13 protein-coding genes and 1 pseudogene are annotated in these 15,659 nt (G+C 73.2%); 11 read left to right on the top strand and 3 right to left on the bottom strand.

Annotation, left to right across the window (positions count from 1 at the left end):
• Positions 1–8: 8 nt before the first annotated feature.
• Both ABH925_RS05125 and ABH925_RS05130 read left to right on the top strand, forming a co-directional pair.
• Positions 9–890 (top strand): SGNH/GDSL hydrolase family protein, encoded by an 882-nt coding sequence (locus ABH925_RS05125; protein ID WP_370145637.1) that lies wholly within the window; start codon positions 9–11, stop codon positions 888–890.
• Between the two features lie 207 nt (positions 891–1,097).
• On the top strand, positions 1,098–1,547 hold the full coding sequence (locus ABH925_RS05130; RefSeq protein WP_370145638.1) for a hypothetical protein: 450 nt from the start codon (positions 1,098–1,100) through the stop codon (positions 1,545–1,547).
• 108 nt (positions 1,548–1,655) lie between these two features.
• On the opposite strand, the gene ABH925_RS05135 is transcribed toward ABH925_RS05130, so the two are convergent.
• Positions 1,656–2,315 (bottom strand): NADPH-dependent F420 reductase, encoded by a 660-nt coding sequence (locus ABH925_RS05135; protein WP_370145641.1) that lies wholly within the window; start codon positions 2,313–2,315, stop codon positions 1,656–1,658.
• A 219-nt stretch (positions 2,316–2,534) separates the two neighbouring features.
• Here ABH925_RS05135 and ABH925_RS05140 point away from each other — a divergent pair, with 219 nt between their 5' ends.
• Positions 2,535–4,694: a primosomal protein N' gene (locus ABH925_RS05140; protein WP_370145643.1), complete on the top strand. Its 2,160-nt coding sequence runs from the start codon at positions 2,535–2,537 to the stop codon at positions 4,692–4,694.
• 100 nt (positions 4,695–4,794) lie between these two features.
• Here ABH925_RS05140 and ABH925_RS05145 read toward each other — a convergent pair whose 3' ends face one another.
• The gene (locus tag ABH925_RS05145) at positions 4,795–5,355 is read right to left on the bottom strand and encodes a hypothetical protein (RefSeq protein ID WP_370145646.1); all 561 of its coding nucleotides are present in this window, start codon (positions 5,353–5,355) and stop codon (positions 4,795–4,797) included.
• Between the two features lie 203 nt (positions 5,356–5,558).
• Between ABH925_RS05145 and def the strand changes: the two genes are divergently transcribed.
• From def to ABH925_RS05175, 6 genes are all read left to right on the top strand, one after another.
• A complete protein-coding gene (gene def / locus ABH925_RS05150) occupies positions 5,559–6,104 on the top strand; it encodes a peptide deformylase (protein ID WP_370145647.1) in 546 nt (181 codons plus the stop codon).
• Positions 6,105–6,198: 94 nt separating this feature from the next.
• Positions 6,199–7,128, top strand: a complete 930-nt coding sequence (gene fmt, locus ABH925_RS05155; protein WP_370145650.1) for a methionyl-tRNA formyltransferase — start codon at positions 6,199–6,201, stop codon at positions 7,126–7,128.
• Positions 7,129–7,293: 165 nt separating this feature from the next.
• Positions 7,294–8,742: an RsmB/NOP family class I SAM-dependent RNA methyltransferase gene (locus ABH925_RS05160; RefSeq protein ID WP_370145651.1), complete on the top strand. Its 1,449-nt coding sequence runs from the start codon at positions 7,294–7,296 to the stop codon at positions 8,740–8,742.
• A gap of 48 nt (positions 8,743–8,790) precedes the next feature.
• Positions 8,791–9,477: a ribulose-phosphate 3-epimerase gene (gene rpe / locus ABH925_RS05165; RefSeq protein WP_370145653.1), complete on the top strand. Its 687-nt coding sequence runs from the start codon at positions 8,791–8,793 to the stop codon at positions 9,475–9,477.
• Positions 9,478–9,701: 224 nt separating this feature from the next.
• Positions 9,702–11,162: a GuaB1 family IMP dehydrogenase-related protein gene (locus ABH925_RS05170; RefSeq protein WP_370145654.1), complete on the top strand. Its 1,461-nt coding sequence runs from the start codon at positions 9,702–9,704 to the stop codon at positions 11,160–11,162.
• A 310-nt stretch (positions 11,163–11,472) separates the two neighbouring features.
• Positions 11,473–11,925: a hypothetical protein gene (locus tag ABH925_RS05175; RefSeq protein ID WP_370145655.1), complete on the top strand. Its 453-nt coding sequence runs from the start codon at positions 11,473–11,475 to the stop codon at positions 11,923–11,925.
• 85 nt (positions 11,926–12,010) lie between these two features.
• Here ABH925_RS05175 and ABH925_RS05180 read toward each other — a convergent pair whose 3' ends face one another.
• Positions 12,011–12,697 carry a DUF5995 family protein gene (locus ABH925_RS05180; protein ID WP_370145656.1) on the bottom strand — a complete coding sequence of 229 codons (687 nt, stop codon included), beginning with the start codon at positions 12,695–12,697 and terminating at the stop codon, positions 12,011–12,013.
• A 130-nt stretch (positions 12,698–12,827) separates the two neighbouring features.
• Here ABH925_RS05180 and ABH925_RS05185 point away from each other — a divergent pair.
• A pseudogene (locus tag ABH925_RS05185) lies at positions 12,828–13,070 on the top strand (transcriptional regulator); the annotation flags it as partial.
• Between the two features lie 189 nt (positions 13,071–13,259).
• Entirely contained in the window at positions 13,260–15,656 is a 2,397-nt protein-coding gene (locus ABH925_RS05190) for a hypothetical protein (RefSeq protein WP_370145657.1), read from the top strand.
• Positions 15,657–15,659: the final 3 nt, after the last annotated feature.

Here is a 15,659-nt window from a genome sequence, read left to right on the forward strand (position 1 = left end):
AGACCCGCATGCCGATCCGCGCCCGCGCTCGAATCCTGGCCGCCGCGGCGGTCGCCGCCGGATGCCTGGCATCCGTCGGGCTCGCCGCCCCGGCCCAGGCCTCGACCGCCGCCCCTCTCAACTACGTCGCCATGGGCGACAGTTACAGTGCCGGATCCGGCGTCCTCCCGATCGACCTCAGTGCCCCGCTGGAGTGCGCCCGGTCCAGCGTGAACTACCCGCACGACCTGGCCGCCCGGACCGGCGCCCAGCTCACCGACGTGACCTGCGGCGGAGCCCAGACCAAGGACTTCGCGGGGTCGCAGTACCCCGGTGTCGCCCCGCAACTCGACGCCCTGGACAGCGGCACCGACCTGGTCACCATGACCATCGGCGGCAACGACAACAACACCTTCATCGACGCCATCCTCGCCTGCGGTTCGGCCGGGGTGCTCTCGCTCGGATTCGGCCACCCCTGCCAGAGCATCTACGGGTCCAGCTTCGACCAGCAGATCGACAGCACCACCTACCCCGCGGTCAGGGCGGCGCTGGCGGCGGTGAGAGCCAAGGCTCCGAACGCGCGTGTCGCGATCGTCGGCTACCCGTGGATCGTGCCGGCCACGGCCGTCCCGGGCTGCTTCGCCAAGATGCCGATCGCCTCCGGGGACGTCCCGTACCTGCGGGAGCTGGAGGCCCACCTCAACGCGGCCGTGCAGCGCGCCGCGTCCGAGACCGGCGCCACCTATGTGGACATGGCCACCGCCTCCAACGGGCACGACGCCTGCCAGCCGATCGGCAGCCGCTGGATAGAGCCGGTCCTGTGGGGCACCAACTACGTTCCGGTCCACCCCAACGCCCTCGGCGAGTCGCACATGGCCGACCAGGTCATCAGCACGCTCGGCCTCGGCTGAGCGATCGACCGGGCTCGCGGCGGCCGCCGTCCCCTGCCTCGGGGCGGCCCTCCACTCGGACGGCGGCCCTTCTCCCGGGTGGCTGTCTGCCCGCCCCGACGGCGCCGCGCACGGCGAACGCCGCACGCCGGACACGTGCCCGGCTCACATTCGCACCTCCGTCCCGGGCGTCGTAGCGTGGGCGTACCAGCACCACGGGAGCCGCGAATGTCTGCACTCACTCTGACCGCAGTCGCCCTGATCGGCGCGGGCGCGCTCATCCCAGGAGCCGCCGCCTCCGTGCCGCCGCCCGCCCCGGTGGCGGTGGCGAACAGCCCGGTCCTCGTCGACTGCACGGACGCGCCGCAGACGCTTCCGGCCAGTTATGTGCTGGCCTGCGGGGACGGCAACAACTACCTGATCTCGCTGAAGTGGTCGCAGTGGGGGCCGACGGGCGCCCGGGCCGTCGGCACCGACGTGGCCAACGACTGCGTGCCGTACTGCGCGGCGGGGCACTTCCACGACTACCCGGTGTACGTCTCGCTCGACCGGGCGTTGCCCTGGGACGGACATCCGGGCGTCTCCCGCTTCACCCGGGTGACCCTGGTGTATCCCGACGCCAGGCCGGCCGGAGCCCCCGTGACCACCTCGTTCCCGTTGTCGGCGGGCCGGGACTGAGGTTCGCAAGTTCCTGAACGTTCTTGCTGGCGCGGCGATTCCGGCTGCCGCGCCGCCCGCGCCGGTCGTGGACTCCAACGGCGCGGGCGACGCGTTCGTGGCCGGCCGTCAGGCCAGGAAGTCGGGGGTCCGCTCCTTCGACGCCGCGGCCAGGGCCTTCTCGACCTCGGCGACACCCGCGCGCAGGCCGTAGACGGGGGTTCCGGGCTGCTGCCGCCAGGAGTCGTCGATGCTTCCGGCGTCGACGGTGTCGAAGCCGAGCTCGTCGATCAGCTCGCGCACCACCTGCTTGGCGGCCTCGTCGTCCCCGGCCACCGGCAGCGCCATGCGGTTGGGGTCGCCTTTGGGGAGCGGCGCGTCGAGGAGGTCCTGGGCGTAGGTGCCGTTGAACGCCTTGATGACGGTGTGGCCGACGTGCTGCGCGGTCCAGCGGCTCTCGGTCAGCCCCTCCTCGATGGCGGCGATCCGCCCGTCGCGCTGCTGCGGGTAGTAGTTGCCGGTGTCGATCACGGCCAGCCCCTCCGCGGCGCCGTCGAAGAGTCCGGCGGGCAGGTTCGGGACGTTCTTCAGCGGGATGGTGACCACGACGATCCGGGCGCCCCGGGCGGCTTCGCCCGCCGTCACGGCGGTCGCTCCGGTTTCCGCCTCCAGCTCCCCGAGGGTCTGCGGGCCACGGGAGTTGGCCACGGACACCTCGTGTCCGAGGGCGGTGAGGCGACGGGTGAGGTTACCGCCGATGTTGCCCGCGCCGATGATGCCGATCTTCATTGCGACCTCCTGTGTGCGCGACGACCGTGTGCCGCCCACGCCTGCAACCTCGTTCGTGCCGGGTCTATTTCACGGGAGGCGACACTCACTCCACGTGCCTGGCGATCACGCTCGGTAGCAGCACCCTATGACCTGCCGAGCAGTGCGACGGTCATGCCGAGGCCGCCGCCGAACGTTCGCGTGCGGGATCTGTCGGGCCCTTCTGGTAACACTGGCTCCATGAACAGCCCCTCCGTCCCGCCCGACCCCGCAGCCCACGCCCCGGCTGAGTTCGTGGCCGACCGCGGAGCCGGCCGTGCGGGGGACAGCCGTGCGGGGGAGCAGCTGGAGCTGATCCGGGCCGAGCTGAAGAAGGCCAGGAGCAGGCCGAAGCCCGCGCCGGCCGCCGTGGAGCTGCCGGTGGCACGGGTGGTGGTCGACAAGGGGCTGTCGCATCTGGACCAGTTCTTCGACTACTCCGTGCCCGCGAAACTGGACGAGGCGGCCCAGCCCGGCGTGCGGGTGCGGGTGCGGTTCGGCGGTCGGGTGGTGCGCGAGGAGGGACGTGGCACGGCCCGGCGCGAGGGTGGGCGGCTGATCGACGGCTACGTCGTGGAGCGCAGGGCGAGCAGCGACTTCAAGGGCCTGCTGGCCCCGCTCAGCCAGGTGCTGTCGCCGGAGCGGGTGCTGACGGCCGAACTGCTGCGGCTGTGCCGTGCGGTCGCCGACCGCTACGCGGGCACGCTGGCGGACGTCCTGCAGCTGGCGATCCCGCCGAAGCACGGCCGGGCCGAGGCGGAGCTCTCGCCCACGCCGCTGCCGGTTCCGTCCGCACCGGCGCCCGGCACCTGGCCGCGCTACCAGCAGGGGGCCGAGTTCCTCGCGGCGCTGGCGGCGGGGGAGTCGCCGCGCGCGGTGTGGTCGGCGCTGCCCGGTGGGCTGTGGGCGCGGGAACTGGCCACGGCCGTGGCGGCGACGCTGGCGTCCGGGCGCGGCGCGCTGGTGCTGCTGCCGGACGGGCGCGCGGTGGCACGGCTGGACGACGCACTGCTCGAACTGCTCGGACCGGGACGCCATGTGGCGCTGACCGCCGACCTGGGTCCGGAGGAGCGCTACCGGCGCTGGCTGGCGGTCAGCCGGGGCTCGGTGCGGGCCGTGGTGGGGACCCGTGCGGCGATGTTCGCCCCGGTCGCCGACCTGGGCCTGGTCGCGGTCTGGGACGACGGCGACGACAACCACAGCGAGCCGCGCGCCCCGCAGCCGCACACCCGCGACGTGCTGCTGCTGCGTGCCGCCGAGGTCGGCGCGGCGGTCCTGATCGGCGGCTTCGCGGTGACCGTGGAGTCGGCCCAGCTGCTGCACACCGGCTGGGCCCGGCCGCTGGCGGCTCCGCGCGACCAGGTCCGCCGGGCCACCGCCCAGGTCCGCACCGTCACCGACGAGGACCAGGCCAGGGACGCGGCCGCGCATGCCGCGCGGCTGCCCACTATCGCCTGGCGCACCGCGCGGGAGGCACTGGAACGCGGCCCGGTGCTGGTGCAGGTGCCCCGGCGCGGGTATGTGCCCCGGCTGGCCTGCGTACGCTGCCGCGAGCAGGCGCGCTGCCGGCACTGCGAGGGACCGCTGGAGGCGCCGGGTGCGGAGCAGCAGCTGCTCTGCGCCTGGTGCGGACGCCCGGAGGCGGACTGGCACTGCCGCGAGTGCGGGGGGGTGCGGCTGCGGGCGCAGGTGGTCGGCGCCCGCCGCACCGCCGACGAGCTGGGCCGGGCCTTCCCCGCCGTGCCGGTACGGACCTCCGGCCGGGACGGCGTGCTGGACACCGTCCCGGACACGCCCGCGCTGGTCGTCTCCACGCCGGGCGCGGAGCCGGTCGCCGAGGGCGGCTACGCGGCGGCGCTGCTGCTGGACGGCTGGGCCCTGCTGGGCCGCCCCGACCTGCGCGCGGGCGAGCAGGCGCTACGGCACTGGCTGGCGGCCGCGGCCCTGGTCCGCTCGCAGGAGCAGGGCGGCACGGTGGTGGTGGTCGCCGAAGCCGGGATGCGCCCGGTCCAGGCGCTGGTGCGCTGGGATCCGGCCGGGTTCGCGGCGGTGGAACTCGCGGACCGGTCCGAGCTGGGCTTTCCGCCGGTCTCGCGGATGGCCTCGGTCAGCGGCAGCCCGGCGGCGGTGGAGGACCTGCTCGCGCTGGTGCGGCTGCCGCCGGGGACGGACGTCCTCGGTCCGGTCCCGGACGTCGGTGTGCCCCGGGGCGGCGAGCCCCGCGACCGGGTGCTGCTCCGGGTGGCCCCGGGCCGTGGCGCGGCGCTCGCGGTCGCCCTCAAGTCCGCCCAGGCCGCCCGGCTGACACTGCGCCGACCCGACCCGGTGCGGGTCCGGATCGACCCGCCGGACATCGGCTGACGTCCGTCCGCGCCGATTGTCCGTCCGGTCGGTCGACCGTCGGGTCGTGGGACCGTCCGGTCGGTGGACCGCCGGTCGGCCGCCTGTCAGCGATCCGGCGTCAGCGGGTGGCGGGGTCGGGAGCGGGTGCGGGCATGGGCGTGGGTGTGGGACGGGCGGCGGGGATGGCGCGGGAGAGGCCGCCGGGGATCTGCACCGCCGGTGCCGGGGTGCGCTCGGCGAGGAGGTCGGCCAGCGCCTCCGCGGGAGCCCGTTGCGGCCCCTGCTGTGGCCCCTGCTGCTCGGGCAGGGTGGCGCCGTTGCCCCCCTCGGCCGGGCGGCGGACACCGTAGCGGCGGTGCACGGCCTGCTTGGTGACGCCCAGTGCCGAGCCGACGGCGTCCCAGGAGAAGCCGAGCGAGCGGTCGAACTCGACCGCCGCCGCGACCAGCCCCTCGACGCTGTCGCGCAGTTCCTGCGCCAGCCGGACGGTGGGTGCGGGGGCGCGGCCGTAGACCACGAACCCGGCGGCGGTGGTCGGGCGACGCGGCCGGTAGACGTTGCCGAGCTGGGCGGTGAGCGTGCGCAGGGCGTCCACCTGGCGCCGCACCCGCTCGATGTCCCGGACCAGCAGGTGCAGGCTGGCCCTGGCGCGGGCGTCGTGCGTGGCGTGTTCTGCCATGGTCTGGGTTGCCTCTCCGGGGCCGGCGGTCAATCTTCCTTGACCAACGGCCCAGGTACCCGCAGGGTCACGGAGGGGGCGTGCGGAGGCATTCGTACGGCGTGCGGGCGCGCGGACCTGCCCGCGCGCCGTCTCAGTAGACTGGGCCGTTGTGCAGGGCCGCTCGTGCACGCCTCCAACCTGACCTGACGGGAGCCAGTTCCGTGGCGATCCAGCCCATCCGTATCTTCGGCGACCCGGTTCTGCGGATGACGGCGCAGCCGGTGAAGACCTTCGACAAGGAACTCCGCACCCTGGTCCGGGACCTCACCGAGACCATGAAGGACGCGCCCGGATCGGGCCTGGCGGCCCCTCAGATCGGGGTGTCGCTGCGGGTGTTCACCTACCACGTCGGCGGCGTGGTGGGGCACCTGGTCAACCCCAGCCTGGACCTGAGCGAGGAGCAGCAGGACGGCCCGGAGGGCTGCCTGTCGCTGCCCGACCTGACCTTCGACTGCAAGCGTGCCTTCGGCGTGGTCGCCAGGGGCTTCAACGAGTACGGCGACCCGGTCACCATCGAGGGCACCCAACTGCTCGCCCGCTGCATCCAGCACGAGACGGACCACCTCGACGGCATCATCTTCGTCGACCGGCTGGACCGCGAGCAGCGCAAGGCCGCACTGCGCGCCATACGCGAGGCCGACTGGGCCGGCGACTCGGCGCCGCAGGTCAAGCTGTCCCCGCACAGCACCTTCGGCCGCGCGCTCTAGCCGCCCGCCGCTCCGCAGTCCGCAGATCACAGTCGGCCGCCCAGCGCCCGACCCCGTTCCGTCCGACCGTTCCGTCCGAGAGGTCCGCACCCGTATGAAGCTTGTGTTCGCCGGTACCCCCGAGGTCGCACTGCCCTCGCTGGAGGCGCTGATCGCGTCCCGGCACGAGGTCGCGGCCGTCGTCACCCGCCCCGACGCCCCGGCCGGGCGCGGCCGGAAGCTGGTCGCCAGTCCGGTGGCGCAGCTCGCCGAGGAGGCCGGGATCGAGGTGCTCAAGCCGGGCAGGCCGCGTGAGCCGGAGTTCCAGGCACGGCTGGCCGAGATCGCCCCGGACTGCTGCCCGGTGGTCGCCTACGGCGCGATCCTGCCCAAGTCGGCGCTGGAGATCCCGCGCCTCGGCTGGGTGAACCTGCACTTCTCGCTGCTGCCCGCGTGGCGTGGCGCGGCCCCGGTGCAGCACGCGGTGATGGCGGGCGACGAGGTCACCGGCGCGTCCACCTTCCTGATCGAGGAGGGCCTCGACTCCGGCCCGCTGTACGGCACCGTCACCGAACTGGTGCGGTCCGGCGACACCAGCGGCGACCTGCTGGAACGGCTGGCCCGGTCCGGTGCGCGGCTGCTCGCGGCGACCATGGACGGGATCGAGGACGGCGCGCTGGAGGGACGCGCGCAGCCCGGCGACGGGGTGAGCCTGGCCCCGAAGATCACCGTCGAGGACGCCCGGGTCGACTGGAGCGCGCCCGGGCTGCGGGTCGACCGCCTGGTCCGGGGCTGCACGCCGGCGCCGGGTGCGTGGACGGTGTTCCGCGGCGAGCGGCTCAAGCTCGGCCCGGTGCAGGTCGCCGCGGGCGTCGTGGGGCTGGAGCCCGGTGAGATCGCGGTGGGCAAGAAGACGGTGCGGGTTGGCACCGGCAGCCACGCCATCGAGCTCGGCGAGGTCCAGCCGCAGGGCAAGAAGCGGATGCCCGCCGGCGACTGGGCCCGGGGATCCCGCCTGGAGCCGGGCGAGCGCCTGGGCGCGTAGCGCCGGCAGCCGGCGGCGCCCGGGACGGGGTGCCGCCGGGGACCGGACTCCGAGCGGGGATCGGTCCGGACGGGGCGGGGTTGTGGCGCCGGTTTGTCCCGTGCGCGTGGACGGGGCAGGATCGTGGTCGATAGCCAACGTCAGCACCTTGTAGTGAGGCCTCGCATGAGCACCCCGCCCGCAGGAAAGCCCGCCCGCGCCCCGCGCCCGCACCGCCGTCCGAAGAAGGACCCGGCTCGCATGATCGCCTTCGAGGCGCTGCGTGCCGTCGACGAGCGCGACGCCTACGCCAACCTGATCCTGCCCTCGCTGCTGCGCAAGGCCGAGCAGCGCGAGGGCTTCGACCGGCGCGACGCCGCGTTCGCGACCGAGCTGGTCTACGGCACGCTGCGGATGCGGGGCAGCTACGACGCGATCATCGGGGCCTGCATCGACCGGCCGCTGAGCAAGGTCGACCCCAACGTCCTGGACGTGCTGACGCTCGGCGCGCACCAGCTCCTCGGCACCCGGATCCCGGCCCACGCCGCGGTGTCCGCGACCGTGGAGCTGGCGCGGGTGGTGCTCGGCGACGGTCGGGCGAAGTTCGTCAACGCCGTGATGCGCAAGATCAGTACCCAGGACCTGGACACCTGGCTGGAACAGGTCGCCCCGCCGTACGAGGAGGACGCCGAGGACCACCTCGCCGTGCTGCACTCGCACCCGCGCTGGGTGGTCGCCGCGCTCTGGGACTCGCTGGGCGTGTGGCAGCCGGAGCACTGCGGCCGCACCGCGGTCTCCGCGCTGCTCGCCGCTGACAACGAGCGCCCGGCGGTGACCCTGGTGGCCCGTCCGGGCCGCTCCACCGCGGCCGAGCTCCGCGACTCGCTGCCGGAGGGCGACACCGAGCCGGGCCGCTGGTCCCCGTACGCGGTGCGGCTGGTCGAGGGCGGCGAGCCGGGCGCGGTGACGGCGGTGCGGGAGAACCGCGCCGGGGTGCAGGACGAGGGCAGCCAGCTGGTCGCCGCCGCGCTGGCGGCCGCTCCGCTCGGCGGCCGGGACCGGGTGTGGCTGGACGCCTGCGCCGGCCCCGGCGGCAAGGCGGCCCTGCTCGGCGCCCTCGCCGCGCAGCGGGGCGCCGCGCTGGTCGCCTCCGAGTCGCAGCCGCACCGTGCCGCGCTGGTCGCCCGGGCGATGGACGGAAACCCCGGCCCGTACACGGTGATCACCGCCGACGGGCTGCGTCCCGCCTGGCGACCCGGCAGCTTCGACCGGGTCCTGGTCGACGTGCCGTGCAGCGGGCTGGGCGCGCTGCGCCGCCGCCCGGAGTCGCGCTGGCGCCGTCGGCCCGAGGACGTCGCCGCGTTCGGGCCGCTGCAGCGCGGCCTGCTGAACTCGGCCGCCGACGCGGCCCGCCCCGGCGGCGTGGTCGGCTACGCCACCTGCTCGCCGCATCTCGCGGAGACCCGGGTGGTGGTCCAGGACGTGCTGCGCAAGCGGGACGACCTGGAGTGGATCGACGCCCGGCCGCTGCTGCCCGGCGTCCCCGACCTCGGCGAGGGTCCGGACGTACAGCTGTGGCCGCACCTGCACGGCACCGACGCCATGTACCTGGCCCTGCTGCGCAAGAAGGCCTGACCGGGCCGAGGTACGGGGCCGTCCCGCGCTCACGGGATACTGAATGCCATGAGCCCTCAGATCAGCCCCAGCATCCTGTCCGCGGACTTCGCCCGGCTCGCCGAGGAGGCCGAGGCCGTCCGCGGCGCCGACTGGCTGCATGTCGACGTGATGGACAACCACTTCGTGCCCAACCTGACCCTGGGCCTGCCGGTGGTCGAGTCGCTGCGCAAGGCCACGGACATCCCGCTGGACTGCCACCTGATGATCGAGGACCCGGACCGCTGGGCCCCGCAGTACGTCGAGGCCGGCGCCGGTTCGGTGACCTTCCACGTGGAGGCCGCCGCCGCGCCGGTACGGCTGGCCCGCGAGCTGCGATCGCTCGGCGCGCGCGCGTCCATGGCGCTCAAGCCGGCCACGCCGATCGAGCCGTACGAGGACCTGCTGCCCGAGCTGGACATGCTGCTGATCATGACGGTCGAGCCGGGCTTCGGCGGCCAGTCCTTCCTGGACATCATGCTGCCGAAGATCCGCCGCACCCGGGAGCTGATCAACCGGCACGGCCTCGAACTGTGGCTGCAGGTCGACGGCGGCGTCTCCGCCGAGACCATCGAGCGCTGCGCCGACGCCGGCGCGGACGTCTTCGTGGCCGGTTCCGCCGTCTACGGCGCTGGCGACCCGGCCGAGGCGGTACGCAGCCTGCGCGCGCAGGCGCTGGCCGCGACCGAGAACGCCCCCTGGGTCTGCCGGCACTGACTCTCCCCGGCCGACGCCGCCGACCCACGTCCCCACGGGGCCTGTAGGAACCTACAGGCCCCGTCGGCGTTCCGCGGCGACTGCTTGTGCGGACCGTCAACATGCGCGTCTGAGCTGGCACTTCGGGTTCACGTAGGCGAGAATCGAACGTTGGGTGCAGGGCGCCCGTGTGCGCGTCCCCGACCGCACCTGAGGTCTACCCACTCGCAGCAGAGAGCCCCTTCATGCGCTTCTTGAACCCCCAGACCGGCAGCTACGACGAGCGCCCCTCGGTGCCGTACGACCTGACCTACGACGACGTGTTCATGGTGCCGAGCCGCTCCAACGTGGGCTCGCGCCAGGCCGTGGACCTCGCCTCCACCGACGGCACGGGCACCACCATCCCGCTCGTCGTCGCGAACATGACCGCCATCGCCGGCCGCCGGATGGCCGAGACCGTCGCCCGCCGGGGCGGACTGGTCGCCATCCCGCAGGACATCCCGATCGAGGTCGTGTCCGAGGTCGTCAGCTGGGTCAAGCAGCGCCACCTGATCCACGACACCGCGCTCACCCTCGCCCCCGGCGACACCGTCGCCGACGCCCTGTCGCTGCTGCACAAGCGGGCCCACGGCGCGCTGGTCGTGGTCGCGGACGGCAAGCCGGTGGGCGTGGTGACCGACTCCGACTGCCAGGGCGTGGACCGTTTCACCAGCCTCGCCGCGGTGATGTCCACCGACCTGCTGCTGCTGGAGGAGGGCATCGCACCGCGCGAGGCGTTCGAGCGCCTCGGCCACGCGCACCGCAAGCTCGCCCCCGTGGTGGACGCCCGCGGCGAGCTGGTCGGCCTGCTCACCCGCAAGAACGCACTGCGCGCCACCCTGTACACCCCTGCCGTCGACGCCAACGGGAAGCTGCGGATCGCGGCCACCGTCGGCATCAACGGCGATGTCGCGGGCAAGGCCAAGTCGCTGCTGGAGGCCGGCGCCGACGTGCTGATCGTCGACACCGCGCACGGCCACCAGGAGTCGATGATCAGCGCGCTGCAGGCGGTGCGCGGTCTCGACCCGCAGGTGCCGATCGTGGCCGGCAACGTGGTCGCCGCAGCCGGTGTGCGGGACCTGGTCGAGGCGGGCGCGGACATCCTCAAGGTCGGTGTCGGCCCCGGCGCCATGTGCACCACCCGGATGATGACCGGCGTCGGCCGGCCGCAGTTCTCTGCGGTGCTGGAGTGCGCGGCCGAGGCCCGCCGGCTCGGCAAGCACGTCTGGGCCGACGGCGGCGTCCGGCACCCGCGCGACGTGGCGATGGCGCTGGCCGCCGGTGCCTCCAACGTGATGATCGGCTCCTGGTTCGCCGGCACCTACGAGTCCCCGGGCGACCTGCAGACCACGGCCGACGGCCGCCAGTACAAGGAGAGCTTCGGGATGGCCTCGGCCCGCGCGGTGCGGAACCGGACCTCCGAGGAGTCGTCCTACGACCGGGCCCGCAAGGCGCTGTTCGAGGAGGGCATCTCCACCTCCCGGATGTTCCTGGACCCGGCCCGTCCCGGTGTCGAGGACCTGATCGACTCGATCGTGGCCGGCGTCCGCAGCTCCTGCACCTACGCGGGCGCGCACTCCATCGAGGACTTCCACCAGAAGGCCGTCGTCGGCGTCCAGAGCGCCGCCGGTTACGCCGAGGGCAAGCCGCTGCACGCCAGCTGGTAGCAGCAGGCCGGCAGCGGCTGCACTGCAAGGCTGATTCCGGGGCGCGGACGGAGCTTCGCGCCCCCGGAACCACGATCTCTTCCCCACGGTCGTGACGATGGCGTGCCGGCGCAAGTCGTTCTGGCCGACCCGGACCCGGCGAACTCATCCCGTCACCGCGCTATGCGCACGGCAGGGCCGCGGATAGCATGCTGCCGCGTCCAAGTGGGCGCCTGATCAGCGGTCATCACCACGGGGGATACATGAGCATCAAGCAACGGCTGGCCGGCATAGCGGGCACGCTCGCACTCACCGCCGCCACGCTCGGGTGATGGGCTCGGGAGCCACACCCGCCTTCGCCGACAACAACGTCTGCACCCCGGGCTCCGAAACGCTCGGCGACGCCGGCAACTACTACGCCGGCAGTACCTATGTCGGCCAGGTCGTCCTCGAATGGTCCCCGTACTGCCACGCGGAGCGGGCGCGCTTCCAGTTCTCCTACTACTACCACGGCAACCGCTCGGGAACGGTCGACCTGTTCGTCGGGCCCTACTACGCGAGCTACGAGAGCCGACACTTCGCCGTCACCGGCACCCCCGACTCCGCGGGTAACCTCTACACCGCATGGGTCACCTACGAATCGGCCAACACCGGTGCGGACATGTCCGGCGGATTCCAGCACGCGTGCGACAGCGGCGAAACGTGGGCGTACTCCTCGCGACACAACTTCAACACAGGCGGCACCATCAACGGTTCCACCTACGCCTGGGGCAACAACTGCTGAGTCACCGTGAGCACGTGAACCGACGGGTAGGCGCTGCTCACGGTGCGTCGGCGGGGTAGCAGTGACCTGCACGCACCCGAACAGCCTACCCGCGGAGCCGGTCCAGGGGGGTGAGCAGGCAGCGGCTGACCAGGCCGGTGGCGTCGGCGAGGGCGTCGGTGGCGGCGGCGTACGGGGTGGGGCGGTCGCGCAGCTCCCACAGGCCGACGGCGGAGGCCCAGGCCGCGTCGCGGGCGCGGTCGATGCTCCAGGAGCTCATCAGGTGCACCAGGGGCTCGGCCGCGCGGATGTCCTCGGTGGCCGGCATCAGGGTGTCCCTGACCTGCTCCTCGACCTGCGCCAGCACGTCGTTGACGCGGTGGAAGTCGACGGACAGCTCGTCGGGGACGCAGCCCAGCGCCTCGCAGGCGTCCACGACGGCCATCGGCAGGTCGTGTTCTATGTGCGCGTTCATGCCGGACAGGGCGAACTGGATCGGCATGATGCCCGGGTGCAGCCGCAGTTCCAGCAGCGGCCGCCAGCAGGCCGGTGGGCGCGGGGCGTCCAGCGCGGTGAGGAAGCGGTCGGCGAACAGCACGTCCAGCCGGGTGACCTCGCCGGGCGCGCGGAAGAAGCCGCCCTCGGCCAGGTGGTCGCGGATCGCCTCGGTCACGGTGAGGTAGGCGTCCGCGAACACCGCGACACCGTCCTGCGGTGGCAGCCCGCTGACCAGCTGCCGCAACTGCGCGACGATGTCGTCGACCGTGGTCCCGCTGGGCGCCTGCGTCGTCATGCCTCCCAGCCTGCCGCCTCCCCACGGATCCCACGACCGCAGTCGGGCGGCCCGCCTCGGGGACGAGCGGGGAGCGGTGGACGCGCAGGACACCGCGCGCCGGTTGCTGCCTCCGACACTGCCCCGGTTCGCCACGCATCTGGGCGGGCACCTGTCCATCCGCCTCGGGAAGACTGACCTCGCCCTGTCCGCCCTGGAGCGCGCGGCACTGGCGGCCGAGGCGTTCTCCGATCCACTGCTGTCCCTGATGGTCTACAACTCCGTTGCCTGGGCCTACCAGCGACAGAACCGGCTGGAGGACGCGCAGAACCTCGCGGTGCATGCTGCGGACGAAGTGGAGCGCGAGCACACCGACACGGCCGAAGGGCTGCGCCGAATGTGCGCGGCTGTGCCGCCAGTCCCGCGCCGCCGTGCCTGCCTGAGCTTCAGGCTGCCTCGGTGACGACGAACATCCCCTGGCGCTCTCCCCGCTCGGGACTGTCCCCCCGTGATTCGCTCCAGTAGCGTCTGTCTGCCGCAGCCGCGGGGGGCGGCTCAGGGGTGTCGGTCAACGGGGGGCGACATGAGCAGGATTTGGGCTACGCGTCGTGGGGCGGAATCGCGGCTGTTGGAGCGGGGCCGCGTGGTGGCTGCTGCGGCCAATGCGCGGGAATCGTCGGTACGCGCCCTTGTGGACGATGAACTTGATTCCCTTGCACGAGAATTGATGGAAAGTCATCGATCTGGCAGCACGGCTGAGGAGCTGCTGCCGGAGGCCGCCGCCGTGGTGCGGGAGACCGCGCGGCGGGTGCTGGGGCACCGGCTGGACGACGTGCAGATCATGGCCGGGGTCGCGGTGCACCACGGCGCGTTGGCCGAGATGAAGACCGGCGAGGGCAAGACCATGGCGGTCGTGCTGCCCGCGTTCCTCGGGGCGCTGTCCGGACGGGGAGTGCACGTGATGACCGCCAACGACTACCTCGCGGTCCGCGACGCGGAGGCCATGGCCCCCGTCTTCCGCCGGCTCGGGCTCAGCTGCGAACTGCTCCCTCCGGACGACAACAGGAAGTCCGCGACCATTCCGCCGCTGCGCGCCGCTTACGCCGCCGATGTGACCTACGGAACGGCCTTCGCCTTCGCCTACGACTATTTGCGGGACAATCTGGCCTTCGGCCCGGACGAAGTGATGCAGCGCGGCAGGCACCTGGCCATCGTGGACGAGGCCGACCTGATCCTGATCGACGACGCCCGCCGGACCGCCGAGATCAGCACGGCTGAGCCGCGCGGAGCGTTCGACTACCCCTCGCTCACCGGGATCGTCACCCGCCTTCGGGACGAGGTGCACTACCGGGTCGACCAGCAGCGCCGGCTGGTGACGCTGACCGAGGCCGGAATCGCGCGCCTTGAGGACCAACTCGGTGTGGACGACCTGTACGCCTCCGGGGGCCCGGCCCTGCTGCGCATGCTCGACGCGGTGCTGCTGGCCAAGGCGGTCTTCCAGCGGGACCGGGACTACGTGGTCGAGAACGGCGCCATCGCGCTGGTGGACACCGGCACCGGTCGGCTCCTGCAGCGGGCCAGGGCGGCCGGCGGCGTCACGCCGGCGCTCGCCGCGAAGGAGAACCTGAAGGTCCCGCCGGAGCGGCGCACGCTGGCGACCGTTCCGCTCCACCACTACCTGCGCGGTTACGAACGGCTGGGCGCGCTGACCGGGGTGGCCACCGAGGCCGATGCCTATCGGCGCGTCTACGGGCTGGAGACCGTTCATGTGCCCACCGGGCGTCCGGTCCGCCGAGTGGACCACCCCGTCCATATCCACCGAACGGGCGCGGAACGCCTCGCCCGGGCGGTCCAGCGGACCGCCGAGTGCCGTGCCGCCGGGCAGCCGGTGCTGCTGGGCACGGCCTCGATCGGTCAGGCCGAGGAGGTGTCGGCGGCTCTCTCCCTGCGCGGCATTCCGCACCGGATGCTGACCGCGAAGAACCACGCGGACGAGGCCGCGATCATCGCGATGGCGGGCAGCATCGGCCAGGTCACCGTGGTGACCCGGATGGTCGCGCGCGGCGTGGACATCCCTCTCGGCGGGGTCGGGGCGAGCGCCGCGGAACGCGAGTCGGTGCTGCGCAGCGGAGGCCTCCACGTCCTGGCGCTGGACCTCTACGAGACCGCCCGGCTCGAACGGCACATGCGCGGGCGCGCCGGACGACGGGGCGACCCCGGGGAGTCCGAGGTCTACGCAGCACTGGACGACCCGTCGCTGGTGCGGTTCATCACCCCTCGGGCCCTGCGGATGACGCGCGCGGTGATGGGCGGCAGCCCCGAGGCCATGGACAGTCAGAGCCTCTCGCATGTCCTGGAACGGGCCCTGGAGAAGGACACCGGGCGGCTGGTCGAGAACCTCTGCGCGGCCGTGCGCCACGAGGATGTCCTTGCAGAGCAGATCGACCGGATCTACCGGCGGCGCACGGAGGTTCGCGACGACGTGGGGGGCGCGGGCATGGCCGAGCGGGTCCGGTGCGCGTTGGACGCCGCGGTCACCCGGCTGGCCGAGCAGGCCACCTCGGGGCCGATGGACGCGCGGCGGCTGCACGAGGAGCTGGCCCGGATCTACCCGGTCGGGCTGAGCCCCGAATCGCTGGCTGCGTCGGAAGGGCCCGGCCTCCTCGCCCTGCTGCTCGCCGACGCCCATGCCGCCTACCAGCGGCGCGAGGCCGAGCTGTCGCCGGCAGTCATGCGCGAACTGGAGCGGCGGGTCTGCCTGAGCGTTCTCGACCGGTCCTGGGTCGACCATCTGCGCGGCCTGGACGACCTGTCCGCGGACACGAGCCTGCACACGCTGGCCGGTGGCGACGCGTTGGCCTACTACCACAGCGAGGCCTCGCGGCTCTTCGCCGACCTGCTGCAACGGATCGACAGCGAGATGGTCGGGTACGTCTTCAGCCTCGACGTCACGGTCGAGGTCGAAGACGTCGCCGGATAGCGG

It is taken from the genome of Streptacidiphilus sp. EB129 (assembly GCF_041262645.1).
Lineage (GTDB): Bacteria > Actinomycetota > Actinomycetes > Streptomycetales > Streptomycetaceae > Streptacidiphilus.

Bases quoted from the DNA above. Each gene is read 5' to 3' on its own strand.
- ABH925_RS05135 (WP_370145641.1), bottom strand. From the start codon at position 2,315: ATGAAGATCGGCATCATCGGCGCGGGCAACATCGGCGGTAACCTCACC.
- ABH925_RS05175 (WP_370145655.1), top strand. From the start codon at position 11,473: ATGGGCTCGGGAGCCACACCCGCCTTCGCCGACAACAACGTCTGCACC.
- ABH925_RS05180 (WP_370145656.1), bottom strand. From the start codon at position 12,697: ATGACGACGCAGGCGCCCAGCGGGACCACGGTCGACGACATCGTCGCG.
- ABH925_RS05145 (WP_370145646.1), bottom strand. From the start codon at position 5,355: ATGGCAGAACACGCCACGCACGACGCCCGCGCCAGGGCCAGCCTGCAC.
- ABH925_RS05125 (WP_370145637.1), top strand. From the start codon at position 9: ATGCCGATCCGCGCCCGCGCTCGAATCCTGGCCGCCGCGGCGGTCGCC.
- ABH925_RS05130 (WP_370145638.1), top strand. From the start codon at position 1,098: ATGTCTGCACTCACTCTGACCGCAGTCGCCCTGATCGGCGCGGGCGCG.
- ABH925_RS05170 (WP_370145654.1), top strand. From the start codon at position 9,702: ATGCGCTTCTTGAACCCCCAGACCGGCAGCTACGACGAGCGCCCCTCG.
- rpe (WP_370145653.1), top strand. From the start codon at position 8,791: ATGAGCCCTCAGATCAGCCCCAGCATCCTGTCCGCGGACTTCGCCCGG.
- ABH925_RS05140 (WP_370145643.1), top strand. From the start codon at position 2,535: ATGAACAGCCCCTCCGTCCCGCCCGACCCCGCAGCCCACGCCCCGGCT.
- ABH925_RS05190 (WP_370145657.1), top strand. From the start codon at position 13,260: ATGAGCAGGATTTGGGCTACGCGTCGTGGGGCGGAATCGCGGCTGTTG.
- fmt (WP_370145650.1), top strand. From the start codon at position 6,199: ATGAAGCTTGTGTTCGCCGGTACCCCCGAGGTCGCACTGCCCTCGCTG.
- ABH925_RS05160 (WP_370145651.1), top strand. From the start codon at position 7,294: ATGAGCACCCCGCCCGCAGGAAAGCCCGCCCGCGCCCCGCGCCCGCAC.